This window comes from Kitasatospora sp. SC0581, assembly GCF_048159585.1.
Taxonomy (GTDB): Bacteria; Actinomycetota; Actinomycetes; order Streptomycetales; family Streptomycetaceae; genus Kitasatospora.
Genome location: NZ_JBLRWA010000004.1, coordinates 377,428 through 403,469, shown reverse-complemented (window position 1 = coordinate 403,469; position 26,042 = coordinate 377,428). Strand labels below are relative to the sequence as shown.

Sequence of the window (26,042 nt, the reverse complement as noted above, 5' to 3'; positions counted from 1 at the left end):
CCCCCCGCCGGCACGCGGGGGGGCGGTCCACACCCGGGGGGTGGGCCCGGGCCGCGGGGTAAGTCGACTGGGCCCACTCCCCGCGCGGGGTGGGTACCGGGGGGCGGGTCATGTCGGGTGGATGAGGCGGGTTTCGTAGGCGAGGACCACGGCTTGGATGCGGTCGCGGAGTTCGAGCTTGTGGAGGATGCGGCCCAGGTGGGACTTCACGGTGGCCTCCGCGAGGTGCAGGGTGGCGGCGATCTCGGTGTTGGACAGGCCGCGGCCGACCTGGACGAGTACCTCGCGTTCGCGGGTGCTGAGCCGGTTCAGCCGCTCGTCGTGGTCGGGGTCGCGGCCGTCGGGGATGTGCGGGCGGAGGTTGTCCAGGAGACGGCGGGTGATCCGCGGGGAGAGTACGGCGTCGCCCGCGGCGACGTTGCGGATCGCGGTGAGGAGTTCCTCGGGGCGGGCGTTCTTCAGCAGGAAGCCGGAGGCTCCGGCGTTGAGTCCGGCGAAGGCGTACTCGTCCAGGTCGAAGGTGGTGAGGATGAGCACTCTGCTCTGCGGGGAGGCCGCGACGAGCTGCCCGGTCGCCTCGATGCCGTCGGTTCCGGGCATCCGGACGTCCATGAGGACGACGTCGGGGCGCAGTTCGCGGGCGAGGCGTACGGCCTGGGCGCCGTCGGCGGCTTCGCCGACCGGTGCCATGTCGGGCTGGGCTTCCAGGACGGTACTGAAGGCCATCCGGAGGAGTGCTTCGTCGTCGGCGATCAGGATGCGGATCGTCATGCGGGCGGCGCTCCGGCGCTGTCGAGGTGGAGGCGGGTGTGGACCCGCCAGCCGCCGTCGGGAAGCGGTCCGGCGTGCAGTGTGCCCCCGTAGGCGGCCGAGCGTTCGCGCATGCCGGGGATGCCGTGGCCGGGCGGTACGACGACGGCAGCGGCGGCGGCGGGCTGGGGCGGGTGGGGGCCGGTGTCGGTGACGTCCACGGTGACGGTCGCGGCCGCGCAGTGGATCCGGACCGTCGCGCGGGCGCCGGCGGGTGCGTGCTTGAGGGTGTTGGTCAAGGCTTCCTGTACCAGGCGGTAGACGGTGAGTTGGGCGGTGGCGGGGATGTGGGCGTGGCCGCCGTGGACGTCGAGGCCGGTGGGCAGCCCGGCGGCGCCCATCTGGTCGGCGAGGGCGGCCAGTTGGGCGATGCCGGGCAGCGGGTGGCGCCGCGCGTCCGGTTCGTCGGTGCGCAGGACGCCCAGCGAGCGGCGCATGTCGGTCAGGGCCTGCCGGCCGGTCTCGGAGATCTGGAGCATCGCGGTGGTGGCCTTGTCGGGCGACCGGTGCTGGGCGTAGACGGCGGCGTCGGTGAGCGCGACCATGACGGACAGGTTGTGGGTGACGATGTCGTGCATCTCCCGGGTGATGCGCGCCCGTTCCTCGGCGGCGGCCAGTCGCGCCTGCTGCTCCTGTTCGTGTTCCAGGCGTGCGGCCCGCTCCTCCAGGGCGGCGAGGTAGGCGCGCGTGGTGCGCACGTTCACACCGAGGACGGCGGCGGCGACGGCCAGCGCGGTGACCGCGACGAAGGGGGCCAGGAACGCGCCGTCCGTCGACCAGCGCAGGCAGGCCAGCAGCGCCCCGGCCTCCACGACGGCACCGGCGACGAGCGTGCCGCGCCGGCCCGAGGCCGCGGCCACCGTGTAGAGGGCCACCAACAGGGCGACGTCGGCGGGCAGTTGGACATCGGCCAGCCACTGGACGAGGGCCGCGGCCGCCACGGCGGCGAACACCGTGCGCGGGGCCCGGCGCCGCCACAGCAGGGGCAGCGTGAGGGCGGCGGTGAGGGCCGCGGCCACCGGCAGCTCGTGCGGTGCGCGGGTGGTCGCGACGTTGAGGAGCAGGAGCGCCGCCAGCAGGGCGTCCCACGCGGTGGGCGGCAGCCGGGAGCGCCAGCGCGCGGCGGCTCTCAGCGGTCGCGCGGCTCGTGCGGCTCGTGCGCAGGCGAGGTCGGCGTAGCCGGTCAGCCGTACGGCCGTCCTCGCCCACCGGGCCCGCACGCGGACGCGCACCGGCGCCTGGTTCCGGTGGGCGTGGCCGGGTTCGGCGGCCGCCTCGGTCATCGCACGTCCCTGTCGATTCGGTGTCAAGGCGGCCCCGGGTCCGGCACATCGGGCACGTCCGGCACGTCCGGCACGTCCGGCACGTCGGGCACGGGGACCGTACGCCTGCGCGGCCCCGGGTGCGTGCCGCCGCCCCGGCACGTACCGCGGCCCTGTCACGGTAGGCCGCCGGCCCCGCGCGGCGCATGATCCCACCGTCTGATCGCCCCGCACCGGCATACGACCGCAGGAGGAGTCCCGCCACCTCCCGTGGTCGCAGCGCGCCCGCCGCTCCGGCCTGCCCGGCTGCTACCGCGGTCGTACCCGGACCGCCGCGGACCGCTCCCCCGGTGGCACACGGCGGCGACCGGTGGCCGATGCGGCGGCGCGCGCCCGGCGCCGAGCATGGCCAGGTGACCGAGATCATCCCGGGACTGCCCATGTCCCCCCTGGAAATCCTCGCCCTGCTGGCCGCCCTCGCGCTGGTGACGGCCCGCTGGCTTCCCCCCGCCGCCCGCCCGCGCGCCACGATCGCGGCGGGGGCGGTCCTCGTGCCGTGCGCGATCGCGCTGGGCGCGGCGGGCATCCGCTGGCAGCTGCTGCCGGTCCTGGCGGGCGCCGCCCTCGCCTCGCCGTTCGCCCTCGCTCCCCTGCTGCGACCGCTGCGCCGCCGTACCGGACGGCCGGCGTGGCGGGCCCGCTGGTGGCTGGCGCTGCCGGGGTCGGCGGCCTGCGTCGGCCTGATCGCCACGGGCCCGGTGGCCGCCTGGGCCTTTCCCGTCCCGGTGTTCCCCGAGCCGTCGGGTGGCTTCGCGGTCGGCACCCGCGTGGTGCAGTGGACCGACCCGCACCGCCCCGAGACCTTCACCGCCGACCCGAACGACCTGCGCACCGTCGTGGTCCAACTCTGGTACCCCGCGGGGAAGATCCCCGCGGGCGCGCAGCGGGCCCAGTACCTCGGACGCACCGCGCAGGAGGCGCGCACCGTCTCCGGGGCCCTCGCCCGGGGCGTCGGCCTGCCGGGCTTCCTGGTCGACGGTGTCCCGCGCGCCCACAGCCGTTCGGTCTTCGACGCCCCGGTGGCCGGCGGCGGCGAACGGTTCCCGGTCGTGCTGTTCTCCCCCGGGTCGGGCGGGGTGCGCACCCAAAACACCGCGTGGGCGGAGGAACTGGCCAGCCACGGCTACGTGGTGGCCGCCCTCGACCACCCGTACGACTCCGCCGCAGTCGTCCTCGCCGACGGCCGGACGATCGGCACCGAGACCGCCTCCAGCGGCGACCGGGACAAGGACGACGAGCTGGCGGCCGGCTGGACGGCCGTCCGGGCCGGCGACCTCGGCTTCGTCCTCACCCAGCTGGACGCCCTGGAGCGCGGCGGGATCGCCGACCCGCTGACCGGACGCCTGGACACCGGCCGGGTCGCGGTGACCGGCCACTCCATGGGCGGCGCCGCCGCCCTGCAGGCGGCCCGGCAGGACCGCCGCTTCGCCGCCGTCGTCGACCTGGACGGCTACCCCCACGGCCCCACCGCGCCCGCCCTCGACCGGCCGACGCTCGCGCTCACCCAGGCCATCACCCCGGACAGCGACCCGCGCTACCTGCCCCGCCTCACCGAGGCGCTCGACTCCAGCACCGCGCCGAGCTACCGGCTCACCGTCCCCGGCGCCGCCCACCTCACCTTCATGGACGGCCCCCTGTACCTGCCGCCGGTGCCCTCGCTCGTCGGCACCCTGGGCCGCACCGGGGGCCCGCGCACCGTCGCCGCGGCCACCCTCGCCTTCCTGGACTCCGTCCTGCGGGACAAGCCCGGCGACCCGGCCGGCGCCCTGCGCTCCTACGGCGACCTCACCGTCCACCGCCCGGGCACCCCCGGCTGACGCCGGGTGACGGAGCGCCCCCATCAGGGCAGTTGTCGCGAACGCCCGTTCTGTGCGTGACCGTTGTGGTACGTTCCGTAATCCAACCGAAAACAGGCGACCCCGGCGGTGCTGGTAACACCCCGGGGTCCGGCAACAGGAGCTGACACTCCCGATGCGCGTCCATCGTAGCGCCCCCGTGCGCGACTTCACCGTGCTGCCCAACGCCGTACTCCAGTACCGACGGCTCTCCTACACCGCCCGGGGCCTGCTCGCGGACCTCCTCTCCCGGCCCGACGGCTGGCGCGAGGACGGCCGGCACATGGCCGACACCAGCCCCCAGGGGCGCGGCGCCGTCCGCAGGGCCCTGAAGGAGCTGGCCGACGCCGGGTACTACCGGGTCGAGAAGATCCGCCTGCCCGACGGCACGATCATCACCGAGACCCACGTCTACGACATCCCTCGGGCCGCAGCGCCGAGTACCACCCGCCCGGTCCCCGGTGGAGCGAGCGCCGGCCGCACTGACACCCTTTCAAAGGACCGGCACCAAGAACCCACCCTCCCCGCCGAACCACCCTCCGAACCGCCCGACGGGCAAGCGGACGGGCGGCCGGGCGGGCAGTCCGACGAGCAGCTCCGCGAGGCGGTCGCCACGCTGTTCCGGGTGATCCGCCCCGAACCGCGCCTGCGCCTGGGCGAGGCCGAAGCCCGCGCACTCGCTCCCCTGGTCGCCCGGTGGCTGGAACGCGGCAGCACCGCCGCCGACCTCGCCCAGGCCCTGCTGCCGGGCCTGCCCGCCCCGATGCACTCGGCGGTCGCCGTCCTCCGCCACCGCCTGGAGCACAAGCTGCCGCCCGCCCCAAGCACCGTACGGACCGGGGCACTTCGGTACGCCGAGTGCGCGGCGTGCCACGACCCGGTGCCCGAACCCGGCATCTGCGGCCCCTGCGCGGGCCTCGCCCCCCGCCCCGTCGCGGTCGGCGGCGGCGAGGCGGCCACCCGCCCCGGCGCGGCCCGTGCCAGGGCGGCGCTGCGGGCCGCCCGGGCGGTCGGCCCGCACCCGGGCGGCCTTGCCATCTGCCGCTGAGCCCGGAGGCGTGTGCCGCTCCGCCCCGTGCCGGAACCCCTCTGCGAACACCCTGGAGGCCATGTACCGATCCTCACCGGGGATTTGCGCGGGCGGGGAGCCCGGTGGCGCGGTTCCGGCGGGCGTGCGGCGCATGCGGTCCCATCACGGGACGGACCGCCGAGTCCTCCGCGGAAAGCCGGTTGGTCACCCACTGGGTCCAGCGCCGCCCCGGTTTCGACACCGGGGCGGCGGCGTGCGGATCGAGGGCGGAAGCCCGGGCGGCACGGGGTGCCGCGTGGGTGCTGCCGTCCTTGGTACTCGCCCTCTTCCTGATCCGTACGCGCAGCGGCTGGTATTACTGGGGTATGCAGGAAGAGACGGCACGCTCCGCGATCGACACGTTCATCTCCGCGTTCAACGCCTCGGACGACACCTATGTGACGGCCCTGCTCTCCCAGGCCCTGACCTCGGACGTGGTCTTCTGGGGGCCGTTGGGCCGCAGCGAGGGAATCGCGGCGGTCGAGCAGTTCGTGCTGGACATCCGGCGCCACCCGGCGGGAACCGGCACGATGACGCGCTGTTCGGCGGTGGACATGCCCGGCGAGTGGGCCCGCTACCAGTGGGTCTTCACCACGCCGGACGGAGGCCCCCGCCTGGCGGGAACGGACGTCGTCCATCTGCGGCGGAGCCTCATCGACCAGGTCATCGTCTTCGCCGGGGAGATCGAGCCGTCCGCCTCCTGACGAACCGCCCGGGCAGCGCCGCGGGCGGGCGTCAGCGCGGGGAGCCGTAGCGGAGGTCCACGAGGGCGCCGGTCAGGCCGCCGAGCGTGAGGGCGGGGACGACCGCCGACCAGGGGTCTCCGGTCAGCGCTCCGGAGAGCATCACCAGGGCGATGACGGCCGCTGCGACGGCGCGGGCCGGACGTGACCGTGGCAGCAGCGCTACGGGCGCACCGGCGCGGTGCCGTCGGGCCAGTCTGACGGCGAGCAGGACCAGTGCGGCCAGCAGGAGCGGCGGCACCATCGCGTGCGTGGAGATCCCCATGGCCTTCGCCCTTCTGGACGGCTGGGTGCGAACATACACCCCCGGCTCCCCTGCCCACCGCCCCCGGTGACAGCGAACGGCCCGGCGCCGGGCCGTTCGGCGAAGGATCGGCCGGCCGAGTGCGGCGAGGGACCCGGGGCGGCGCCTCGCTACGGGTTGACGGGGCCGAAGATGGTGGTCGGCTTCGGCTGCTTGGGGGTCTCCAGGCCCTGCAGGCAGAGGGTGTACTTGTCGCTGCCGTGCTTGGAGGTGAAGTAGCCGTCGGCGGTGGGGTACTTGCGGCAGGCGTTCTCGCCGTCGGTGGTGTCGTCCTCGCGGCCGACGACGCGGGCCTCGGCCTTCGGGTCGGAGCAGGGGACCAGGTCGATGTCGGGGTTGCTGTCGACGACGCCGGGCAGGGCGGCGGCGATCGGGTTGTTGTTGTGGATGCAGTCGCCGGCCTTGGCGAACTCGGGGTCGCGCTTGGCCCTGACGACGATCAGCGGGATCAGGACCGCCGGGACGAGCAGGCCGACAATGGCGGGCCGCAGGTACACCGGCTTGCCGGGGTCCGCCGGCGGGCGGGGTGCGCCGGCGGGCGGGGCGCGAAGAACTTGGATCGGGGGACCTCGGGAGCGCTTGGAATGGCCCCGTACGCGGCCCCGGCGGGGGTGGGGCCGCGCTCCGGCGGGCGTCCGGGACCCCTGCGGCGGGCGCCCGCGGGCAGGCGCTCACGCGCCCGCCTGCGCCCTCGGCAAACAGGCTCTGACCTGGCGTTATGCCGAAATTCGCCTAGGCTGTGGAGCTCTGCCGGACACCTTCGGAGGGGACATCGTGAACGAGGAGAAGACCGGGTATGAGGCCGCCCGCATCCAGGTCCTGGAGGGCCTGGAAGCCGTGCGGAAACGGCCCGGGATGTACATCGGCTCGACCGGTGAGCGCGGCCTGCGCCAGCTGGTGTTCGAGGTCGCCGACCGGGCGGTGAGGGAGGTCCTGGCCGGACGCGCCGGCCACGTCGAGGTCACCCTCACCTCCGACGGTGGCGTGCGCGTCGCCGACGACGGCCCGGGCGTCCCCGTCCACGGGGCGGAGGGCACCGGTGAGCCCGACCTCGACACCCTGCTGACCCGTCTGAACGCCGGAGCGGGGCCCGGTGGCGGCCGCCGCGACGTGGCGCTCGGGCACTGGGCCGCGGGCCCGGCCGCCGTCAACGCCCTGTCGAGCCGGATGACGGCCGAGGTGCGGCGCGAGGGGGTGCGCTGGGAACGGGAGTACGCGCGCGGCACGGCCGTCACCCCGCTCACCGACGCGGGCCCGGCGACCGGCAGCGGGACCGTCCTCACCTTCTGGCCGGATGCCGAGGTCTTCGGGACAGCGCTGCTCTCCTTCGACGACCTGGCGGACCGATTCCGTGAACTGGCCTTCCTGAACCGCGAGTTGGACATCTCACTGACCGACCGGCGCGGGCCCGGCGAGCCCAGGTCCGAGCGGTTCCACTCCCCCGGCGGGGTACGGGACTTCGTCGCATTCCTCGACAACCGGGAGGCGGCGCCCGCCGCCACGGACACCGTCGCCTTCGAGGGCGAGGACCCGCGGATGGCGGGGACGGTGGAGGTGGCCCTGCGCTGGCGCGCCGACGGCGAGGAGCGGGTCCGGAGCTTCGCCAACAGCCGGCCCACCCCGCGCGGCGGCACCCATGAACTCGGCTTCCGCGACGGGGTGGCGGCCGCGCTCGACGCGTACACGCGCAAGCGGCTCCGGCCGGCCCCGGCGGAAGCCGGCCTGAGTGCCGGGCAGGCCTGGGCGGGCCTGACGGCGGTCGTGTCGGTGAAGCTCGACGAGCCCGAGTTCCACGGCTCCACCCTGGACGTGCTCGGCAGCACCGCCGTGCGCGCCTGCGTCGCCGAGGCCGTCCGACGCCACCTGGACGCCTGGCTGGAGGAGCACCCGCAGCAGGCCGCGGCCGTCGTCGAACGCCTCGTCCGGGGCGCCTGAGCAGCACCCGGCCCGCCTGCACGGCCCCCGGCCGCCTGAGCGGCACCCGGCCCCGCCGCCTCCCTCAAGGCGGCGGGACCGGGAGGCCAAGGGCCTGTCAGGCCGGGCGGATGCCCGGGTTGCCGGCCTCGGTGGTGAAGGAGGCGGCGGTGGACAGGGTGCCGCCGGGGCGGGTGATGTGGGAGACGACGCGGTAGTCGGCGCGGGCCCGGTGGCGGTCCAGGGTGAGCACGGTGTAGCCGCGGCGCCCGTCGTAGAACTTCATGTGCGGGTTGGCCGCCATGAGGTTGCCCCAGTTGGACGGCTTCTCCTCGCCGTCGCCGTCGCTGCTGATCGAGGTGCCGACGAACTCCACGCCCACCGTGCGGGAGTTGGGGTCGTTGAAGTCGCGCTTGACGTCCAGGGCGTAGGCCACGTGGACGTCGCCGGTGAGCAGCACCAGGTTCTTGACGCCGGACTGGTCGACGGCCTTCAGGAAGCGCTCGCGGGCGGCGGGGTAGCCGTCCCAGGCGTCCATGGAGAGCTTGGAGCGCTCGGCGGTGGTGTTCTTGCGGCGGGAGAAGACGACCTGCTGGGGGATGACGTTCCAGGTGGCCTTGGAGTGGCGCAGGCCGTCGGCGAACCAGCGTTCCTGGGTGGCGCCCATGAGGGTGCGCTTGGGGTCGTCGGACTCGGGGGTGGGGTACTGCCAGCCGTCGCCGTTGGCCTGGTCGTCGCGGTACTGGCGGGTGTCGAGGATGTCGAACTGGGCCAGCTGGCCGTAGTGGACGCGCCGGTAGAGGGTCAGTTCGGTGCCGCGGGGCTGGGGCATGCGCAGTGGCTGGTTCTCCCAGTAGGCGCGGTAGGCGGCGGCGCGGCGGGCGACGAAGGGGGCCGGGTCCTGGTTCTTCTCGGGGATGCCGGCGGCGTAGTTGTTCTCGACCTCGTGGTCGTCCCAGGTGACGTACCAGGGGTGGGCGGCGTGGGCGGCCTGGAGGTCGGGGTCGTTCTTGTAGAGGGAGTAGCGCAGCCGGTAGTCCTCGAGGGTGGTGGTCTCGTGGTTGAAGTGGGCGGCGAGGGTGCGGTCGGTGTACTTGCGGTCGCCGCCGGCGGCGTCGATGCCGTACTCGTAGATGTAGTCGCCGACGTGGAAGACGGCGTCCAGGTCCTCGCCCGCGAGGTGGCGGAAGGCGGTGAAGTAGCCGTCCTCGTAGGCCTGGCAGGAGACGAAGGCGATGCGGGCGCTGTCGAGCTTGCGGCCGCGCGGCGGGGCGGTGCGGGTGCGTCCGACGGGGCTGGCCCAGGTGCCGACGGTGAAGCGGTACCAGTAGGTGCGGGCGGCGTCGAGGCCGTCGACGTCGACGTGGACGGCGTAGTTGAACTCGGCGTGGGCGCGGGCGGTGCCGCGGCGCTCGACGCGGCGGAACTTCTCGTCGCGGGCGATCTCCCAGCCGACCCGGACGGAGCCGGTGGGCGGCAGGCCGGCGCCGGGCTCCAGCGGGCGGGGGGCCAGGCGGGTCCAGAGCACGACGGCGTCGGAGGTGGCGTCGCCGGAGGCCACGCCGAGGGTAAAGGGATCGTCGCCGATGGCGCGCGGGGCGATCTCGTTGTCGGCGGCGTGCGCGGAGGGCAGGTTGACGCTGAAGGCGAGCGCGGCGGCGGCCGAGGTGACGGTGAGGAAGCGGCGCCGGTCCAGGCGGGAGGCGGCCTCGCGCAGCATCCGGTCGGGCGTGGGGTGGTCGTCGGGGCGGGTCATGGGGGTGGTGGCCTTTCGCTGCTCGGGGGGTGTGCGAAGGGAATTGGAGTGGACCGCCCGGTACGGCGGGGGTCGGGATTCCGGCAGCAGAGTGATCATCCGGTGCGAGAGCCGTGAAGGTCCGGCAGTTCCGGCGTATCCCCCCGAACAGGGGTGAAAGGGATCAGACGACTTCCAGGTTGGCCATCATTCCCATGTCCTCGTGCTCGGCGTTGTGGCAGTGGAAGAGGTAGCGGCCGCGGTAGCCGTCGAAGCGGGTGATGATCTCCGCGGACTCCCCCGGGCGCAGCGAGACGGTGTCCTTGAGGCCGGCGTCGTGGGGCAGTGGGGGTCTGCCGCCGCGGGTGAGGATGCGGAAGCCCACGAGGTGGAGGTGGACGGGGTGGTGGACGTCGGCGATCAGGCGCCAGATCTCGGTGTCGCCGAGGGGGACGGTGACGTCGGTGCGGGCGGGGTCGAAGGGGCGGCCGCCGATGAGCCAGCCGTGGCCGCCGTTCATGCGGCCGGCGCGGAAGGCGAAGTCCCGTGTGCGGACGGCGTCTTCGCGCCGCCAGTCGGGCAGGTCGGTGGCGAGGCGGGGCGGGATGCGGCTGTCGTCGGCGGGGGCGGGGCGGGCGATGCGGAAGGCCATGACGTCGCGGGTGCGGCCGCTGCCGAGGCGGTTGACGATCCGGACCAGGGAGCCGACGGGGGCCGCGGCGAAGTCGACGACGAGGTCGTAGCGTTCGGCGGGGGCGACGGGCAGGCTCCGGTGGGTGACGGGGGCGGCGAGCAGGCCCTGGTCGGCGCCGATCTGGACGAGGTCGAGGCGGCGGCCGTCCTCGGTGCGGGCCTCGAGTTCGTAGTGGCGGGCGTTGGAGGCGTTGAGCAGGCGCAGGCGGTGGCGGGCGGCGTCGGTCTCGTGGACGGGCCAGGGGGCGCCGTTGACGAGGACGACGTCGCCGAGGACGCCGGCGAGGTGGGGTTCGGTGACGCCGGGGCGGTCGCGCAGGGCGGGGTCGAGGGAGGGGTAGGTCAGGGCGCCGTCGGCGGTGAAGGCGCGGTCGGTGATCATCAGGGGGATCTCGTGGGGGCCGGCGGGCAGGCCGAGGGCGTCCTCGGCGTCGTCGCGCACGATGTGCAGGCCGGCGAGGCCGCGCCAGAGGGCGGGGGCGGTGAAGTCCATGCGGTGGTCGTGGTACCAGAGCAGGGTGGGGCGCTGGTCGTTGGGGAAGGTGTAGTCGCGTCGCAGGCGGCTGGTGACGGCGCGGGGGTCGGCCATGCCCGTGCCGCCCGCGTGGCCGCCCGCGCCGTCCATGCCGGGCATGCCGGGCATGCCCGGCATGGTCTGGGGGGCCTGGGGCCAGGCGGCGGGCAGGACGAGGTCGGTGGGGTAGCCGTCGGAGTCCGCGGGGGTGCGGCCGCCGTGCAGGTGGACGACGGTGGGCACCGGCAGTTCGTTGCGGTGGGTGACGGTCACGGGCCGGCCGCGGCGGGCCTCGATGGTGGGGCCGGGGAAGGAGCCGCCGTACGTCCACAGCGGGGTGCGCAGGCCGGGCAGGATCTCGGCGCTGGTCTCGCGCTGGACGATCTCGTAGCGGTCGGTGCCGCCGTCGGTGGAGACGGGCCTGGCGACGGCGGGCAGCGGCAGCGGCACCTGGTAGGGGGGCGGCAGGGCGGCGGCGGTGCGCAGTTCGGCGCCGGTGGTGGCGGGGCGGCGGGCGAGGGCGGCGGCGCCGGCCAGCGAGGCGATGGTGAGCAGGCCGAACGCTCCGCCGATGCCGAGGATTTGACGGCGCGTCAGGTTGACGTGGGGTTCAGGCACGGTCGTCGTCCTCCCGGCGCAGGGGCAGCGGGGTGCGCCACAGGGCGATGGTGAGCACGGTGAGGCCGGCGATGGTCGCCACGCCCAGCGGCAGGTGCAGCCACAGGGCGCCTTCCGTTCCGGCGACGTACTGCGCGGTCTCGGCCGCGACCGCGGCGAGGGTGGCGGCCGCCGGCCAGGAGCGGCGCAGCCGGATCCACACCACGAGGGCGGCGACCAGCTGCAGGTAGCCGAGGGCGGTGACGGCGTTGGCGCCGGCGGTGTGCCAGCCCAGGGCGTCGTAGTCGCCGCTGAGGTAGACGCCGGCGAAGACGGGCTGGCCGAAGACGGCGGCGGTGTGGACGGCGGCCACGGCGCGCAGGGTCCGTCCGGCGGGCCCGGCCCGCTCCCCCGCCCCCGGGTCGGTCCCCGCCCGAGGCCCGGTCCGCTCCCCTGTGGCGGGCCGGGCCTCGGGCTCCGGTGGGGTCTGGTGGGCGGCGGTGGCCATGGCGCGGGGTCCTTCCTCGTACAGGGCGTCCGGGCCGGCACACCGCTGCGGGCGGTGTGCGGCCCGTCCCTGACGCTATGTCCGCCCGGCTATCCTGTCTAAGATCAATATTGCTATGGCGTTATGACCGCTGGGGCATGGGGGCTTTCGTGGACCTGAACACGCTCGCGCAGTTCCTGGCGGTGGCGCGGCTGGAGCACCTGAGCCGGGCGGCGGAGGAACTGCGCGTCGCCCAGCCGTCGTTGAGCCGCTCCATCGCCCGGCTGGAGGCCGAGCTGGGCACCCCGCTGTTCGAGCGCGGCGGGCGGCTGCGGCTGAACGCGGCCGGGCAGCTGTTCCGCGGCTACGTCGAGCGTTCGCTCGGCGAGCTGGAGGCGGGCCGGCGGGCGGTGGCGGAGGCCGCCGGGCAGGGGCTGGGCACGGTGCGGCTGGCCTCGGAGACCTTCCTGGCCTTCAGCGGGCCGCTGGCCGCGTTCAAGCGCGGCCACCCGGGGGTGGAGGTCGAACTGCACCAGCTGCCCGCGCGGGAGACGGCCCGGCGGCTGCGGGCCCAGGACGTCGACCTCGCCGTCGTCTCCCAGCCGATCACCGCCGAGGGCCTGGAGTCGGTGCTGCTGCTGGACGAGGAGGTGGGGCTGGCCGTCGCCCCCGGCCACCCGCTGGCCGGGCGCACCGCGGTCGGCGTCGACGACCTCGCCGACCAGCCGTTCATCGCCGCCCGCCCCGGGCACTGGCAGCGCCGCCTGCTGGAGCGGCTGTTCGCCGCCCGCGGCCTGGAGCCGCGGATCGTCTGCGAGAGCGACGAGGCCGGCGCCATCGCCGAGCTGATCAGCGCGGGCCTGGGCATCGGCCTGGTGCCCGCGCTCTCCCGGCGCACCGCCACCCGCCTGCCGCTGGTGTGGGTCGGCGTCGACGACCCCGACTGCCGGCGCTCCCTGACCCTGTTCTGGGCCTCGGACACGCGCCTGCCCGCCGGCGCCCTCCGGCTGCGCGAGGCGATCGCGGGCTGGGACTGGGCGCGGAGCGGGCAGGCGCAGCGGGGCTTCTGACGACGGGCCCCGCGGGCGGACGTCGCGGCCGGTCCCCGCGGGCGGTGGTGCTACAGCTTGGCGGCCGAGAAGGTGTCGCACTGGGCGAAGTCGCCGCCGCGGTAGCCGGTGGTGAACCAGGCCTTGCGCTGCTCGGCGGAGCCGTGCGTCCAGGCCTCCGGGTTGATCCGGCCGGTGGCCTGCTGCTGGATGCGGTCGTCGCCGACCGCCGCGGCCGCGTCCAGGCCCTGGGCGATGTCCTGGTCGGTGAGCGAGGCGATCAGCGGACGGCCGGTGGAGGCCTGCGGGGTGGTGGTGGCGTGGTGCGCCCACACCCCGGCGTAGCAGTCGGCCTGCAGCTCCAGGCGCACCGAGCCGCTGGCGGCGCCCTGGCGGTCGTTGCCGACCTTCTGCATGGCGCCGGTGAGGGTCTGGATGTGGTGGCCGTACTCGTGGGCGACGACGTAGGACTCGGCGAACGGGCCGCCCTTGGCGCCGAAGCGGGCGGACAGCTCGTTGAAGAAGCCCAGGTCGAAGTAGGCCTTCTTGTCGCCGGGGCAGTAGAACGGGCCCACCGCCGAGGTCGCCGGCCCGCAGGCGGTGGAGACCTGGCCGGTGAACAGCACCGTCTCGGCGTTCTTGTACGGGATCTTGGCGGCGCGCGGCAGCTCGGTGCGCCAGAACTCCTGGAGGCTGTTGGTGACGGCCACGATCCGGCAGTCCTGGCGCTTGTTGGCGTCGGCGCCGGTCTTGCAGGCCTGCTGCACCTCGCCGGCGGTGCGGGTGCCGGTGGAGGAGTTGGAGGAGCCGGAGCCGGAGGACAGGCCCAGCAGCTGCGGGTCGACGCCGAGGACGACCGCGAACAGCACCGCGAGCAGGCCCACGGCCCCGCCGCCGATGGCGACCTTCCCGCCCGGGATGCCGCGCCGGTCGTCCACCTGCGAGGTGTCGAGGTCGCCCTGGTCGTCGAACTGCATGTGCCCCTGCCTGCCCGCTTCTGTCGGTCTCTGGCGATCGGTCGATCGGTCGATCTGTCGGTCGGTCGATCTGTCGGTCGGTCGCTTTGTGCGCTCTGGTGACGGTCTGTGCCGTCACGGCCCGGCCCAGCCTACGGGCCCCGGCCCGCCTCGTCGCGCAGCGGGGCCTTCCGATGCCGGTGCGGGCGTCAGGCGGGGGCGGGGGCGCCGACGACGCGCAGCAGTTCCAGGCGGGAGGCGGAGTCGCTGCCGGGCGCGGCGGTGTGCACCAGCAGCAGCTGGTCCTCGCCGCCGGCGGCCAGCACCTCGCACTCCAGGTCCAGCGGCCCCACCACCGGGTGCAGGAGCCGTTTGCGGCCGCTGCGCCGCCGGGCGACCTCGTGGCGTTCCCAGTGGGCGGTGAACTCGCTGCTGTCTGCGAGGAGTTCGTCGAGGAGTTCGGCGGCGCGGCGGTCGCCGGGGCGGGCGGTGCGGGCGGCGCGCAGGGCGGCAACGTGGGCGCGGGCGAGGTCCTCGTGGTCCTCGGCGGGGAACAGCGTGCGGGTGCCGGGGTCGGTGAACCAGCGCAGCAGGAGGTTGCGGCGCTCGGGCGCCAGGGCGGTGTGGTCCCCGAACAGGGCGGCCGACATGGCGTTCTGCGCGAGGACGTCGCCGAGGTCGGAGACCACCTGGGCGGGCGTGTCGTGCAGCCGGTCGAGGATGAGCAGCAGTCCGGGGCGCACGTGGCCGAGCGGGCCGTGCCGGCGCGGGGGCTCGTGCCCGGCGAGGCGGAACAGGTGGTCGCGTTCGTCCTCGCTCAGCCGCAGGGCCCGGGCCAGGGCGGCGAGCAGCTGCGGTGAGGGCTGGGGGCCGCGGCGCTGTTCCAGGCGCGCGTAGTAGTCGACGGACAGCCCGGCGACCTGTGCCACCTCCTCCCTGCGCAGTCCGGGTGTGCGCCGCCGCGCCCCGGGCGGCAGCCCGAGGTCGGCGGGGGTGAGCCGGGCCCGGGCCCGGGTGAGGAAGTCGGCCAGCGCCGTTCGGTCGATCATGCCCCCAGCATGGCCCGCCGGGGCGCGGCGCAGCCAGGGATCGCCGGTCCCCGGCTGCCGGGACGCCGCCCGCTCCCGTGCCGCGCCTTCCCGGCCCGCGCGCGTCCCGCCGGTAGCGTGGACCGGCAGAACTTCCCCTGAGAGAACGGATGGTGACGGAATGTCGGACGAGGCGAAGCGCCGCATCTTCGCGATGCTGGACACCGACGGCGACGGCGTGATCTCCCACGACGAGTACCTCGCCCGGGTCGACCGGGCGGCCTCGGCCTTCGGGCGCGGCCCGCACGACCCGCTGGTGGCCGCGGCCCGCGCGACCCACGAGGAGGTCTTCCGGCAGATGGACGGCGACGGGGACGGCGGCGTCACCTTCGAGGAGTACCGCGCCTGGGCCGGTCACGAGGCCTTCGAGGAGACCTGTCGGCCTGCGCTCGGCTCGCTGTTCGACCTCGCCGACGGCGACGGCGACGGGCGTGTGACCCGAGGGGAGTTCGCCCGGCTGCGCGCGGCGAGCGGCAACCCGCCGGAGGGGGCCGCGGCCGCGTTCGACGCCCTCGACACGGGTGGCGAGGGCACCGTGGAGCGCGCCGTCTACCTGGTGGCGATCCACGACTTCCTCACCACCGGCTCCTCCCCCATGGCCGGCGCCTACGGTGACGGCCGCCCCGGCCCGCGGGAGCCCGCCGTCCGCTGACCTGGCTCCCGGCGGCCGGTGCGGGTGTCGGCGGGTGTCGGCGGCCGGGAGCCCGCCCGGGCGCCCCGTGGCCCCAGCCAGGGATCGGCGGTCCCTGGATCGGGAGGTCTCTGCCGCGCCCCTCGCGCCGCGGGCAGGGTGGTGGGCGTCGGAGGAAGCGACTCCCTGGAGGAGACGGGCGATGGCGAAGATCCTGGTGACGGGCGCGACGGGTTCGGTGGGCAGTCGGCTGGTGCCGCGGCTGGTGCGGTGGGCGGGGGCGGAGGGCTCCTCGGTGCGGGTGCTGGTGCGCGACGCGGCGAGGGCGCGGGGCCTGGACGGGGTGGAGGTGGTGGTCGGCGACCTGTGCGAACAGGGCGACCGGGCGCGGGCGTTGGACGGGGCCGACGTGGTGCTGAACGTGGCGGCGGCGCTGCGCGGGGTGCCGGACGGGACGGCGTGGGCGGTCAACCGGGACGCGGCGGTGGCGCTGGGGAGGGAGGCGGCGAAGGCCGGGGTCGCGCGGTTCGTCCACACCAGTACGAACCTGGTGTACGGGCGGGGGCTGGGCCGCCCCGCCGTGGAGGGCGACCGGACGGCGCCGGATCCGGCGTGGGGGGTGTACGCGGCGTCCAAGGCGCGGGCGGAGGAGGGGCTGCGCGCGCTCGGGGACGAACTGCCGCTGGTGGTGGCCCGGTTGGCGTTCGTGTACGGGGACGGCGATCCGCACCTGGCGCTGTCGCTGAACTGGGCGGCGCACTGGCCCGCGCACCAGCGCCTGGCGGTGGTGCACCACGCGGACGTGGCGCGGGCGCTGTGGCGCGCGGTGACGGTGCCCGGCGTCGAGGGGCGCACGTACAACGTCGGCGACGACGCGCCGCTGACGGCCTGGGACCTGTACGCGCTCAACGGGCGGGTCCACCCCGGCGGTTGGCCGGACGCCCCGTTCGACCCGTGGGAGGGGCAGGTGTCGACGGCGGCGGCGCGCCGGGAGCTGGGCTGGCGTCCGCTGCACCCGTCGGCGTGGGCGGCGGCCGACGCCGGGGCGCTGTAACGGGGCCGGCCCCGCCGCGGGAAGGCGGGCCCGGCCCCGCCGTGGGGACGGCGGGGCCGGGCGGCGGGCTCAGCCGGCCGGCGTGGGCGCGGGGGCGTAGCCGGCCGGGCGGGTGGTGAAGGTGCCGCGGCCCTGGGTGCGGCCGCGCAGGCGGCCCGCGTAGCCGAACAGTTCGGCGAGCGGGACCAGCGCGCCCACCCGGGCGGTGGCGCCGGGGCCGGGGTCGGTGGAGCGGACGTGGCCGCGGCGGGCGGCGAGGTCGCCGAGGACGGTGCCCAGCGCGTCCTCGGGCACGGTGACCGTCACCTCCGCGACCGGTTCCAGCAGGTGCATCCGCGAGGCGCGCAGGGCCTCGCGCAGGCCGAGGCGGGCGGCGGTGCGGAAGGCGAGCTCGGAGGAGTCCTTGGGGTGGGTGGCCCCGTCGGTGAGGGTGACGGCGACGCCGGTGACCGGGTGTCCGCCGAGCGGTCCTTCGGCCAGGGCGTCACGGCAGCCCGCCTCGACGGCCTGCACGTACTCGCGCGGCACCCGGCCGCCGGTGACGGTGGAGGCGAACGCGAACTCCGCTTCGGCGCCGTCCGGCAGGGGGTGGACGTCGAGGACGAGGTGGGCGAACTGGCCGGCGCCGCCGTCCTGTTTGGCGTGCCGGTGGACGAAGCCGGTGACGCCCTCGACGAGGGCCTCGCGCAGGGCGACGCGCGGGCGGCCGACGACCGCCTCGATCCCGCTGTCGCGCCGGACCTTCTCCACCGCGACCTCCAGGTGCAGTTCGCCCAGGCCGGACAGGGTGCGCTGGCCGGTCTCGGGGTCGGTGGCCACGCGCAGCGAGGGGTCCTCCTCGGCCAGGCGGGTGAGGGCGGCGGCCAGCTTGTCGGTGTCGGTGGCGCGGCGGGCCTCGACGGCGACGGTGACGACCGGTTCGGCGCTCACGGGGGCCTCCAGGAGGATCGGGTGGTCGGGGTCGCACAGGGTGGCGCCGACGCGGGTGTGCTTGGGGCCGACGACGGCGACGATGTCGCCGGCGCGGGCGTGGTCGGTCTCGGTGTGGCGGTCGGCCAGGACGGTGAGGATGCGGGCGACGCGTTCGCGGCGGCCGGTGGCGGTGTCGAGCACGGTGGCTCCCTTGCGGAGGGTGCCGGCGTACAGGCGCAGGTGGGTGAGGCGCCCGGTGGGGGCGGCCGTGACCTTGAACGCCAGGGCGGTCAGGGGCTGTTCGGGGTCGGGGTCGCGCTGCTGGGTACGGTCGGCGGAGCGGGTGGGCGGGACGTCGAGCGGGGAGGGCAGGTAGGCGACGGCGGCGTCCAGGAGCGGTTCGATGCCGCGGTTGCGGTAGGCGGAGCCGCACAGCACCACGACGGCCTCGCCGGTGCGGGTGAGGTCGCGCAGGGCTGCGGCGAGGGTGGCGGCGCCGACGGTTCCGTGGGCGCAGAACTCCTCCAGGGCCCGGGGGTGCAGTTCGGCGACGGCCTCCTCCAGGGCGCGGCGGCGTTCGGCGGCCGGGCCTTCGAGGTGGGCGGGCACCGGGCCGTGCGCCATGGCGCCGTCCTCGTGCCAGGTGAGGGCGCGCAGGTGGACGAGGTCGACGACGCCGGTGAACGACTCCTCGGCTCCGATGGGCAGTTGGACGGCCAGCGGGCGCGGGTGGAGGCGTTCGCGGATGGAGTCGACGGCGGCGTCCAGGTCGGCGCCGGCCCGGTCGAGCTTGTTGACGAAGGCGATGCGCGGCACGCCGTGGCGTTCGGCCTGGCGCCACACCGACTCGCTCTGCGGCTCGACGCCGGCGACCGCGTCGAACACCGCCACCGCGCCGTCCAGGACGCGCAGCGAGCGCTCGACCTCGTCGGCGAAGTCGACGTGGCCGGGGGTGTCGATGAGGTTGATCCGGTGCCCGGCCCAGGCGCAGCTGACGGCGGCGGCGAAGATGGTGATGCCGCGGTCGCGTTCCTGGGGGTCGAAGTCGGTGACGGTGGTGCCGTCGTGGACCTCGCCGCGCTTGTGGGTGGTGCCGGTGAGGTAGAGGATCCGCTCGGTGACGGTGGTCTTGCCGGCGTCGACGTGGGCGAGGATGCCGAGGTTGCGGACGGCGGCGATGCTGCTTGTGGTGGCGGTGCTCGCGGTGGTGGTGTGGGTGCGCATGGCCCGGGTGCCTTTCGAGGCGGTCCTGCTGGTGGGGTGGGCGCGCGATTCGGCAGTGCCGACGGACCGTCGGGTTCGTTGCCACACAGTGGGCTTACGGCCTCACGGGCCGGTGTCAGACGGTGGCGGCACTGCTCCGGTGCCGGCCGCGCAGCGGGCACCGGGAGAGGCGGGACACCAGGATCACCTCGTACCGCGACGCGGGAGAGGGGGCGGCGGCACTCTGCTTCGGCATGGCCGCCCTCCCCCTCTCCCCGTCTCGTACGTCACGGTCGTCGCGTTCGGGCCGCGCGTCGGGGCGCGGCCGCGTGGCGAGTGTAGGGAAGGCGGGCCGGACGGTGCGACGGGTTTTACGGTGCGCGGGTTCTACAGCGCCCGGGTCTTACGGTGCGCGGGTTCTACGGTGCCGGGTCCCGCGGCGCGCGGAAGCGCAGGACCGGTTCGGACCAGCCGTCGTCGCGCACCCCGGCGTCCAGGGCGGCGCCGATGGCCCGTTCCTCGTAGCCGAAGTGGGAGTCCATGATGGCGGCGAGGCCGTCGAGTTCGCGTCCGATCGCCTCCAGGTCGGCGTCGGGCCGTCCGGCGGCCTGGTCGGCGAGGTGCCGTACCCGGGTGAGGATGCCGGTGATGAAGCCGTGGTCCTCGACGAGTTTGGCGATGGTCGGCGCCAGGTCGGGGCGTTCGCGCAGGAGTTGGGCGAACAGGCCGTCGTCCTCGCCCTGGTGGTGGTTGGTCAGGGCGGTGCAGAAGGCCAGGCAGTGGGTGAGGAGCCGGTCGTCGCCGCCGTCCGGGCGGGGCCGGCCGAGGTTCGCGCGCAGGTCGGCGAGGCGGCGGCGCAAGTCCTGGTGCGCGCGCGAGAGTTGCAGGCTGAGGGCGGCCGTACGGCCGGTGGAGGGGGAGGCCACGGGTGGCGGTCCCTTCGGTTGCGCACCTCCATGCCTGACGCGGTCCGTCACCGGCACGCGATGCTCACGCCAGCAGATCACGTGATCCGCCCGGCGGGCAAGCGGCGGGGCCCCGGCCCAAGTGACGCCCCGGTCGGTGCCCCGGGGCCGCCGTCACGCTCCGCCGGCGAGGTCGCGCAGGGTCGCCCCGGCCTTCGGGGTCAGGACGAGCGGGCCCCTGCCGCTCGTCCACACGGCCCGCACGTCCAGGCTCCGCAGGCGCCAGCCGTCGGGGGTGCGCACCGCCTCGCCGGTGAACGTGCCGCCGACGTCGAAGTGGCCGCCGGGCTCCTCGCCGCGCGCCCGCTGGGTGGAGGCGAGGTGGACGTGCGCCATGACGGCGTTCCAGCGCACCGCGGCCCGGTCCCCGTCCAGGTCGATCATGTGGTTGGCGCCCACGTGCTGGGTCCGCTCGAACTTCCCGAGGGTCGCCTGCTCGGACTCGGCCAGCCCGTCGATGCCCTCGTGGTCCCCCACCGGCGTGGTGATCCGCACGTCGGGGGTGAAGTAGCGCCGCGCCCACGCCTCGTCGAACCGCCCGCCGTCGCGGGGCACCGTGTCGAGGCTGAGCAGGTAGCCGTCGATGAGGCCGGTGATCTCGGCGCGGTCGGTGAGGACCCGGACCCGCTGTTCGAGCGCGGCGAGGTTCGCGGCGATGGTGTCGATGGCGGTGGCGGTGGTGTCGGTGGTCATGGCCCTGGCTCCTCGGGGTCGCCGTGCGCGGCGCGACCCGGTCCGGTCGCGCACCACGGAGGCTAGGACCTCAAGTCGACTTGAGATCAAGGTCCCGGTCCGCCGATGGGCGGGCCCGCCCGGCAGCGGACTCGGCGGCGGGCTCGGCGACGGGCTCGGCGGCGGGCCGGACAGCGGTTTCGGCACGCGGCCGCCCGAGCAGGATGCCCACCACGACCAGCGCCAGCCCCGCGCCCTGGCGCGGCCCGAAGGCGTCGCCGTCCAGCGCCGTGCCCAGCAGCACGCCGGTGAGCGGGTTGAGCAGCCCGAGCAGGCCCACGGTGCCGGCCGGCAGGTGGCGCAGCCCGGCGAACCAGCAGGCGAAGGCGAGCGCGGTGGCGATCACGGTGGTGTAGCCGAAGGCGAGCAGGGTGGGCGCGTCCACCGGCGGGGGCGGGCCCTCGACGGCGGCGGCGAGCGGCAGCAGCACCAGGCCGCCCGCGGTCAGCTGCCAGGCGGTGGCGGCGAGCGGGTCGGCGCCCTCGCGCCAGCGGGCGGCCAGCACGTAGCCGACGGAGGAGACCAGCATCGCGGCCGCCGAGGCGGCCAGCCCGGCCCAGCCGATGCCCTCCCCCGGTCCGGCCAGGGCCAGCGCGACGCCGGCCAGGCCCACCACCGCCCCCGCCAGGTGCGCGCGGCGCGGGCGCGGGCCGGCCAGGGCCCAGGCGGTGAGCAGCATGGTCAGCGGGGAGGCGGCCATGACGGTGGCGGCGGCGCTGGTGGGCAGCAGTTGGGAGGCGAGGTAGAGCAGGACGAAGAAGACGGCGGTGTTGAGCAGGCCGAGCAGCGCGCTGCGCCACCACCAGGCGCCGTGCGGGCGGCGGCGGGCGAGGGCGAGGAGCAGCAGGCCGGCGGGCAGGGCGCGCAGGGCGGCGCCCCACAGGGGGTGGTCGGCGGGCAGGTGGGCGTGGGTGACCCAGTAGTTGGCGCCCCAGGCGACGGGGGCGAGGGCGGTGAGCAGGACCCACCGCGTATTGGCTTCCATGGAAGACAATATAGCTTCCTGGGAAGCTATCGGGGGTAGGATGGCGCCCATGGAGCACGGACAGGGACACGGACAGCACGCCGACCGCTCGGACCACGCGGACCCCGCGGACCACGTCGCCCGGGTCCAGGCCGAGTGGCGGCGCGAACGCCCCGACCTGGACGTCTCCCCGCAGGCCGTCATCGGGCGCCTGCACCGCCTCGCCGCCCGCCTGACCGCCGAGCTGACCCTCGTCTACCAGCGCTACGGCCTGGGCGAGGGCGAGTTCGACGTGCTCGCCGCGCTGCGCCGGGCCGGCGCCCCGTACGAGCGGGCCCCGGGCGAGCTGGCCGCGCACACGATGGTGACCACCGGGGCGATGACCAAGCGGATCGACCGCCTGGAGCGCGCCGGGCTGGTCACCCGCCGCCCGGCCGCCGACGACCGGCGCGGGCGCGTGGTCGCGCTCACCGAGGCCGGCCGGCGCCTGATCGACGAGGCGTTCACGGCGCACATGCGCAACGAGCACCGGCTGCTGGCCCACCTGAGCCCCGAGGAGGCCGGCGCCCTGCAGGGGTTGCTCACCGTCTGGCAGCAGCGCCTGGACGGCACCGGGGGCGCGGAGCCCGGTGCGACGCGCGGGGCCTGACGCCGGGCCGTGGGAAGCTGACGCATGACCAGTGCACCTCCCCCGGACTCCCCCTCGCCCGGCCACCGGTCCGACTCCGCTCCCCCGCCCGGCTGGGGGAACCCGGCCGTGCGCGCCGACCGGCGCCTGGTGGCGATGCTGCAGGAGCTGCGGGTGCTCCAGACCGGCGTGCAGATCGTCTTCGCGTTCCTGCTCGGCGTCGCCTTCACCCCGCGCTTCGCCCAGCTCACCGACGCCCAGCAGGACGTCTACGTCACCACCCTGCTGCTGTCGGTCGTCGCCGCGGCCGTCCTGGCCACCCCCGTCGCCCTGCACCGCGGGCTGTACCGCCACCCGGGCAAGGAGCGGATCGTCGCCGTCTCCGTCCGCGTCGCCCAGGTGGGCCTGCTGCTGCTCGCCTCCGCGCTGACCGGCGCCGTGCTGCTGGTCCTGGACGTCGTCCTCGGCACGGCGCTCGCGGTGCCGATCACCTGCGGCATCGCGCTGATCTTCGCCGTGCTGTGGTTCGGCCTGCCCTGGGCGGTGCGCCGCTCAGCCCGCCGCGACGGGGCCTGACCGGACCCGGGCGCCGCCGCACGGGCCCGTCCACTGCCGGCCGTTCGCTGCCGCCGCCCGCACCGGGGGTGCGGGCGGCGGACCACGGACCGGGCCGGGGCCGGCTTCCGGGCGCCGGGGGCCGGGCCGGGAGGCGCGCCTCGGCCGCCTCCCCCACCCCCCGGAGCCCACCCGCACCCCGGACCGCTTACCGTGCCGGTATGCATACCGACGAAATCCCGTGGGACGTCCTGCTGATCGGCGGGGCCTCCGGCCTCGGCAAGAGCCGCGCCGCCGACCTCCTGCGCGTTCGACACGGCGCGTTCGTCGTCGAGTTCGACGACGTCGTGGCCGCCCTCCAGGCCGCCACCAGCGCGGACAGCCACCCCGGCCTGCACCACTTCTCCGCCGTGCCCGACCCGGACGCGCTGGGCGCCGACCGCGTCCTGGAACTCCAGATCGCCACCGCCCGCGCCCTGGACGACGCGCTGCTCGGCGTCGTGCGCAACCGGCTCACCGTGGACGTGCCCGCGATCGTGGAGGGCGACTACCTCACCCCGGCCGCCGCCGCCCGCGCCGCCGCCGAGGCCGCCGAGCAGGGCCGGCGGGTGCGCGCGGTCTTCCTGCACGAGGACGACCCGCGGAGCATCGGCGCCAACTACGCCGACCGCGAGCCCGACAGCGGCCCGCAGCCCGAGCGCGCCGCCGTCAGCGCCCGCTACAGCACCTGGCTCGCCGACCAGGCCCGCGCCCACGCGCTGCCCGTGGTCGAGTGCCGCCCGTACGCCACCCTGCCCGAGCGCCTGGCCGCCGCCCTGGCGTGACGGCGGGTCAGCCCTCCTCGATGTCCGAGATCAGCTTGGTGCCCAGGTCGCTCTGCACCGCCAGCCGGGTGTGCCCGGCGTCGGGGCCGGTGCCCCAGGTCAGCGTGACGGTGGTGAACAGGTGCCCGGCGCCGGAGTCGTGGTAGCGCACCTCCCAGCGGGTGGGCACGTCCTGGGCGCGCAGCACGCCGTCGGCGTGGTTGGCCTCCTCCCAGGCCGCCAGCCGCTGTCGGAAGTCCTCGGTGAGGTAGTGGGCGCGCAGTTCGGTGCCCAGGTCGTCGGTGCCGTCGGAGACGGCGTCGACGTAGGCGCCGTAGAAGTCGGCGACCCGGTCGACCGCGGAGTCCGGGCTGCCGCTGCGGACCGCGGAGTCCGCGGCGGTGTCGGTGTCGGTCATGAACGTCCCCATCCGTCAGGGCCGGGGCGTACTGCCGCCCCCGGCCGGTCGGTTCGACCCGTACGCCCAACGAGCCGCCCCGCCGGAGGTTGCGCCCGGACCGTCCCCGGTCTCCCCGGGTCATTCCGGTGTCCGATGGTCCTCGTCGTACGCGGCGCGGGCCGCCAGCACCTGGGGCATGTGGCTCTCCGCCCAGTCCTTGATCTGCCGGACGAGCGGCAGCAGGTCGCGCCCGAGCCCGGTGAGCTCGTAGTCGACGCGGGCGGGCACCCCGGCGGTGACGGTGCGGCTGACCAGGCCGTCGCGTTCCAGGGCGCGCAGGGTCTGGGTGAGCATCTTCTCGCTCACCCCGGCCAGGCGCCGGCGCAGGTCGCTGTAGCGCAGCGGCCCGTCGGCGAGGGCGGAGACGAGCAGGCTGACCCACTTGTCGCCGATCCGGTCCAGGAGTTGGCGGGCCGGGCACCAGGCGAGGTAGGCGTCGTAGGCGGCGGCCTCGGCGGCGCGGCGCCGGGCGGCGGTCGTGGTGGGCATCGACCCACTCTCCTTTCCGTGCGGTACGCACCTTCGGGTGCGTCCTTCCCCATGGAGAGTAACTCTCCTTAGGTTGGGTGGAGTTGCCGATTCGTGAGGGGTGGGTGTCGTGATGCGTGCCGTGGTGGTGCGGGAGTTCGGCGGTCCCGAGGTGCTGGAGCTGGTGGAGGTGGCGCTGCCGCGGCCGGGCCGCGGGCAGGTGCGGGTGCGGGTGGCGGCGGCCGGGGTCAACCCGGTGGACGCGGTCACCCGCTCCGGGGTGCTCGCCGGGGCCGGGCTGATGGCCCCGCGCGCGGTGACCGGCATCGGCTGGGACGTGGCCGGGACGGTGGACGCGGTGGGACCGGAGGTGACCCGATTCTCGCCCGGCCAGCGGGTGGTGGGCCTGCGCGACCGCCTGGACACCGACCTCGGCACCTACGCCGAGCACGTCGTCCTGGACGCGGACGCCCTCGCCCCCGCCCCGGCCGGCGCCACCCTCGCCCAGGCCGCGACCCTGCCGCTCAACGGCCTCACCGCGCTACAGGCCCTGGACCTGCTCGACCTGCCGGCCGGCTCCACCGTCCTGGTCACCGGCGCGGCGGGCGGCGTCGGCGGCTTCGCCGTCGAACTGGCCGCCCTGCGCGGCCTGCGGGTGGTCGCGCTCGCCGGGCAGGAGGACGAGCCGCTGGTGCGCGACCTGGGCGCCGAGTGGTTCGTGCCGCGCACGGCACCCGACGTGGCCGCCGCCGTACGGGAGTCGGTGCCCGGCGGGGTCGACGGCGCCGTCGACGCCGCCCTGCTGGGCGTACGGGCGCTGGGCGCGGTGCGCGGCCGCGGCGCCTTCGTCGCGGTCGCGGCCGGCAGCGCCCCGGTGCCCCTGCGCGGCATCCGGGTCGCCAACGTGTGGATCACCGCCGACGGCCCGGCGCTGGCCCGCCTGTCCGACCTCGCCGCCGACGGCCGCCTCACCCTGCGGGTCGCCGACACCCTCCCGCTCGCCGACGCCGCCGACGCCCACCGCCGCCTGGAGGCCGGAGGCCTGCGCGGGCGGCTGCTCCTGACACCCTGACCGGCCGGAGGGAACGAGGAGAAGGCCTGCTCCCGGGACGGGGGCAGGCCTTCTCCGATGTGATCCGCGTCACGGCGGGGCTGCGGCAACAGCGCTCCGCCCGGGGAGACCGTCCGGGTTGAGGGGAAGGGCTCTCGGATCGCAACTCTTGCATTCGGCGGCGCTGCGACCAAGCCGGTCGGACGGCTTCGGACACTCCCGGACGCCGGACCGCCCCGAGCAGGCGCGATCCCGGCGACCTGCCCGAGGGCGCCCGGACGGTCTCGGACGGCTTCGGACACGTGCGCGCCGGCGGCGCGGCGGCGGTGTCCGAACGCGTCCCGAAGACGGGTCAAGTCACGTTCCGCGAAGCCCGGTTGCCGCCGCCGACCGGAACTTGCGCGGCGCCTCGCGGCCCGCGCATGATCTGGCCCAACCACCCGCCGGGTGGCCCAGGGGACGGCAATCCCCACGTCCGGGTTGAGGGTTCAGAAGGGACC

Annotated in this window: 26 protein-coding genes; 11 read left to right on the top strand and 15 right to left on the bottom strand. The window is 75.7% G+C overall.

The window, feature by feature from the left end:
- Positions 1-108: 108 nt before the first annotated feature.
- Together ACLWS4_RS11135 and ACLWS4_RS11130 are read right to left on the bottom strand one after the other, a co-directional pair.
- The gene (locus ACLWS4_RS11135; protein ID WP_380743031.1) at positions 109-771 is read right to left on the bottom strand and encodes a response regulator; all 663 of its coding nucleotides are present in this window, start codon (positions 769-771) and stop codon (positions 109-111) included.
- Positions 768-2,093 carry a sensor histidine kinase gene (locus tag ACLWS4_RS11130; protein ID WP_416873958.1) on the bottom strand — a complete coding sequence of 442 codons (1,326 nt, stop codon included), beginning with the start codon at positions 2,091-2,093 and terminating at the stop codon, positions 768-770. The genes ACLWS4_RS11135 and ACLWS4_RS11130 overlap by 4 nt, the downstream gene beginning before the upstream one ends.
- A gap of 356 nt (positions 2,094-2,449) precedes the next feature.
- Here ACLWS4_RS11130 and ACLWS4_RS11125 point away from each other — a divergent pair, with 356 nt between their 5' ends.
- The 3 genes from ACLWS4_RS11125 (at position 2,450) to ACLWS4_RS11115 (ending at position 5,740) form a co-directional block, all read left to right on the top strand.
- The gene (locus tag ACLWS4_RS11125; protein WP_416873957.1) at positions 2,450-3,949 is read left to right on the top strand and encodes an alpha/beta hydrolase family protein; all 1,500 of its coding nucleotides are present in this window, start codon (positions 2,450-2,452) and stop codon (positions 3,947-3,949) included.
- 154 nt (positions 3,950-4,103) lie between these two features.
- The gene (locus ACLWS4_RS11120) at positions 4,104-5,015 is read left to right on the top strand and encodes a hypothetical protein (protein ID WP_416873956.1); all 912 of its coding nucleotides are present in this window, start codon (positions 4,104-4,106) and stop codon (positions 5,013-5,015) included.
- Between the two features lie 347 nt (positions 5,016-5,362).
- Positions 5,363-5,740, top strand: a complete 378-nt coding sequence (locus ACLWS4_RS11115; protein WP_049660939.1) for a nuclear transport factor 2 family protein — start codon at positions 5,363-5,365, stop codon at positions 5,738-5,740.
- 31 nt (positions 5,741-5,771) lie between these two features.
- On the opposite strand, the gene ACLWS4_RS11110 is transcribed toward ACLWS4_RS11115, so the two are convergent.
- Both ACLWS4_RS11110 and ACLWS4_RS11105 read right to left on the bottom strand, forming a co-directional pair.
- Positions 5,772-6,044, bottom strand: a complete 273-nt coding sequence (locus tag ACLWS4_RS11110) for a hypothetical protein (protein ID WP_380743025.1) — start codon at positions 6,042-6,044, stop codon at positions 5,772-5,774.
- Between the two features lie 149 nt (positions 6,045-6,193).
- Positions 6,194-6,580, bottom strand: a complete 387-nt coding sequence (locus ACLWS4_RS11105; protein WP_416873955.1) for an LppU/SCO3897 family protein — start codon at positions 6,578-6,580, stop codon at positions 6,194-6,196.
- 277 nt (positions 6,581-6,857) lie between these two features.
- Between ACLWS4_RS11105 and ACLWS4_RS11100 the strand changes: the two genes are divergently transcribed.
- Positions 6,858-8,018 carry an ATP-binding protein gene (locus ACLWS4_RS11100; protein ID WP_416873954.1) on the top strand — a complete coding sequence of 387 codons (1,161 nt, stop codon included), beginning with the start codon at positions 6,858-6,860 and terminating at the stop codon, positions 8,016-8,018.
- Positions 8,019-8,115: 97 nt separating this feature from the next.
- Here ACLWS4_RS11100 and ACLWS4_RS11095 read toward each other — a convergent pair whose 3' ends face one another.
- The 3 genes from ACLWS4_RS11095 to ACLWS4_RS11085 all read right to left on the bottom strand — a co-directional run bounded on the left by ACLWS4_RS11095 (position 8,116) and on the right by ACLWS4_RS11085 (position 12,044).
- A complete protein-coding gene (locus ACLWS4_RS11095) occupies positions 8,116-9,753 on the bottom strand; it encodes an alkaline phosphatase D family protein (RefSeq protein WP_375874260.1) in 1,638 nt (545 codons plus the stop codon).
- Positions 9,754-9,916: 163 nt separating this feature from the next.
- Complete coding sequence (locus ACLWS4_RS11090) at positions 9,917-11,557, bottom strand: multicopper oxidase family protein (protein ID WP_416873953.1); 1,641 nt, start codon at positions 11,555-11,557, stop codon at positions 9,917-9,919.
- Complete coding sequence (locus ACLWS4_RS11085) at positions 11,550-12,044, bottom strand: hypothetical protein (RefSeq protein WP_416873952.1); 495 nt, start codon at positions 12,042-12,044, stop codon at positions 11,550-11,552. The genes ACLWS4_RS11090 and ACLWS4_RS11085 overlap by 8 nt, the downstream gene beginning before the upstream one ends.
- A gap of 137 nt (positions 12,045-12,181) precedes the next feature.
- Between ACLWS4_RS11085 and ACLWS4_RS11080 the strand changes: the two genes are divergently transcribed.
- Positions 12,182-13,093, top strand: coding sequence for a LysR family transcriptional regulator (locus ACLWS4_RS11080; RefSeq protein ID WP_416873951.1), 912 nt, complete (start codon positions 12,182-12,184; stop codon positions 13,091-13,093).
- A gap of 50 nt (positions 13,094-13,143) precedes the next feature.
- On the opposite strand, the gene ACLWS4_RS11075 is transcribed toward ACLWS4_RS11080, so the two are convergent.
- Positions 13,144-14,049: a neutral zinc metallopeptidase gene (locus ACLWS4_RS11075; protein ID WP_049655538.1), complete on the bottom strand. Its 906-nt coding sequence runs from the start codon at positions 14,047-14,049 to the stop codon at positions 13,144-13,146.
- Between the two features lie 188 nt (positions 14,050-14,237).
- Complete coding sequence (locus tag ACLWS4_RS11070) at positions 14,238-15,074, bottom strand: helix-turn-helix transcriptional regulator (protein ID WP_388049029.1); 837 nt, start codon at positions 15,072-15,074, stop codon at positions 14,238-14,240.
- 163 nt (positions 15,075-15,237) lie between these two features.
- On the opposite strand from ACLWS4_RS11070, the gene ACLWS4_RS11065 reads away from it, so the two are divergent.
- Positions 15,238-15,768 carry an EF-hand domain-containing protein gene (locus tag ACLWS4_RS11065; RefSeq protein ID WP_375874256.1) on the top strand — a complete coding sequence of 177 codons (531 nt, stop codon included), beginning with the start codon at positions 15,238-15,240 and terminating at the stop codon, positions 15,766-15,768.
- A gap of 181 nt (positions 15,769-15,949) precedes the next feature.
- Positions 15,950-16,801, top strand: a complete 852-nt coding sequence (locus tag ACLWS4_RS11060) for an NAD-dependent epimerase/dehydratase family protein (protein ID WP_416873950.1) — start codon at positions 15,950-15,952, stop codon at positions 16,799-16,801.
- Positions 16,802-16,870: 69 nt separating this feature from the next.
- On the opposite strand, the gene fusA is transcribed toward ACLWS4_RS11060, so the two are convergent.
- The 4 genes from fusA to ACLWS4_RS11040 all read right to left on the bottom strand — a co-directional run bounded on the left by fusA (position 16,871) and on the right by ACLWS4_RS11040 (position 21,598).
- Positions 16,871-18,937 carry an elongation factor G gene (fusA, locus tag ACLWS4_RS11055; RefSeq protein ID WP_416873949.1) on the bottom strand — a complete coding sequence of 689 codons (2,067 nt, stop codon included), beginning with the start codon at positions 18,935-18,937 and terminating at the stop codon, positions 16,871-16,873.
- Between the two features lie 398 nt (positions 18,938-19,335).
- Positions 19,336-19,842: a hemerythrin domain-containing protein gene (locus ACLWS4_RS11050; RefSeq protein ID WP_416873948.1), complete on the bottom strand. Its 507-nt coding sequence runs from the start codon at positions 19,840-19,842 to the stop codon at positions 19,336-19,338.
- A gap of 153 nt (positions 19,843-19,995) precedes the next feature.
- The gene (locus tag ACLWS4_RS11045; RefSeq protein ID WP_416873947.1) at positions 19,996-20,574 is read right to left on the bottom strand and encodes a nuclear transport factor 2 family protein; all 579 of its coding nucleotides are present in this window, start codon (positions 20,572-20,574) and stop codon (positions 19,996-19,998) included.
- A gap of 70 nt (positions 20,575-20,644) precedes the next feature.
- Positions 20,645-21,598: a DMT family transporter gene (locus ACLWS4_RS11040; protein WP_416873946.1), complete on the bottom strand. Its 954-nt coding sequence runs from the start codon at positions 21,596-21,598 to the stop codon at positions 20,645-20,647.
- Between the two features lie 49 nt (positions 21,599-21,647).
- Here ACLWS4_RS11040 and ACLWS4_RS11035 point away from each other — a divergent pair, with 49 nt between their 5' ends.
- The 3 genes from ACLWS4_RS11035 to ACLWS4_RS11025 all read left to right on the top strand — a co-directional run bounded on the left by ACLWS4_RS11035 (position 21,648) and on the right by ACLWS4_RS11025 (position 23,584).
- Positions 21,648-22,226: a MarR family winged helix-turn-helix transcriptional regulator gene (locus ACLWS4_RS11035; protein WP_416873945.1), complete on the top strand. Its 579-nt coding sequence runs from the start codon at positions 21,648-21,650 to the stop codon at positions 22,224-22,226.
- Between the two features lie 24 nt (positions 22,227-22,250).
- Entirely contained in the window at positions 22,251-22,781 is a 531-nt protein-coding gene (locus ACLWS4_RS11030; protein ID WP_380743006.1) for a DUF6328 family protein, read from the top strand.
- A 200-nt stretch (positions 22,782-22,981) separates the two neighbouring features.
- A complete protein-coding gene (locus ACLWS4_RS11025) occupies positions 22,982-23,584 on the top strand; it encodes an AAA family ATPase (RefSeq protein ID WP_074006308.1) in 603 nt (200 codons plus the stop codon).
- Between the two features lie 7 nt (positions 23,585-23,591).
- Here the strand turns inward: ACLWS4_RS11025 and ACLWS4_RS11020 are convergent, their stop codons facing one another.
- Positions 23,592-23,981: a hypothetical protein gene (locus ACLWS4_RS11020; protein WP_074006307.1), complete on the bottom strand. Its 390-nt coding sequence runs from the start codon at positions 23,979-23,981 to the stop codon at positions 23,592-23,594.
- Positions 23,982-24,101: 120 nt separating this feature from the next.
- A complete protein-coding gene (locus tag ACLWS4_RS11015) occupies positions 24,102-24,512 on the bottom strand; it encodes a winged helix-turn-helix transcriptional regulator (RefSeq protein ID WP_380744492.1) in 411 nt (136 codons plus the stop codon).
- A gap of 112 nt (positions 24,513-24,624) precedes the next feature.
- Between ACLWS4_RS11015 and ACLWS4_RS11010 the strand changes: the two genes are divergently transcribed.
- On the top strand, positions 24,625-25,563 hold the full coding sequence (locus ACLWS4_RS11010; protein WP_416873966.1) for an NADP-dependent oxidoreductase: 939 nt from the start codon (positions 24,625-24,627) through the stop codon (positions 25,561-25,563).
- Positions 25,564-26,042 lie beyond the last annotated feature (479 nt).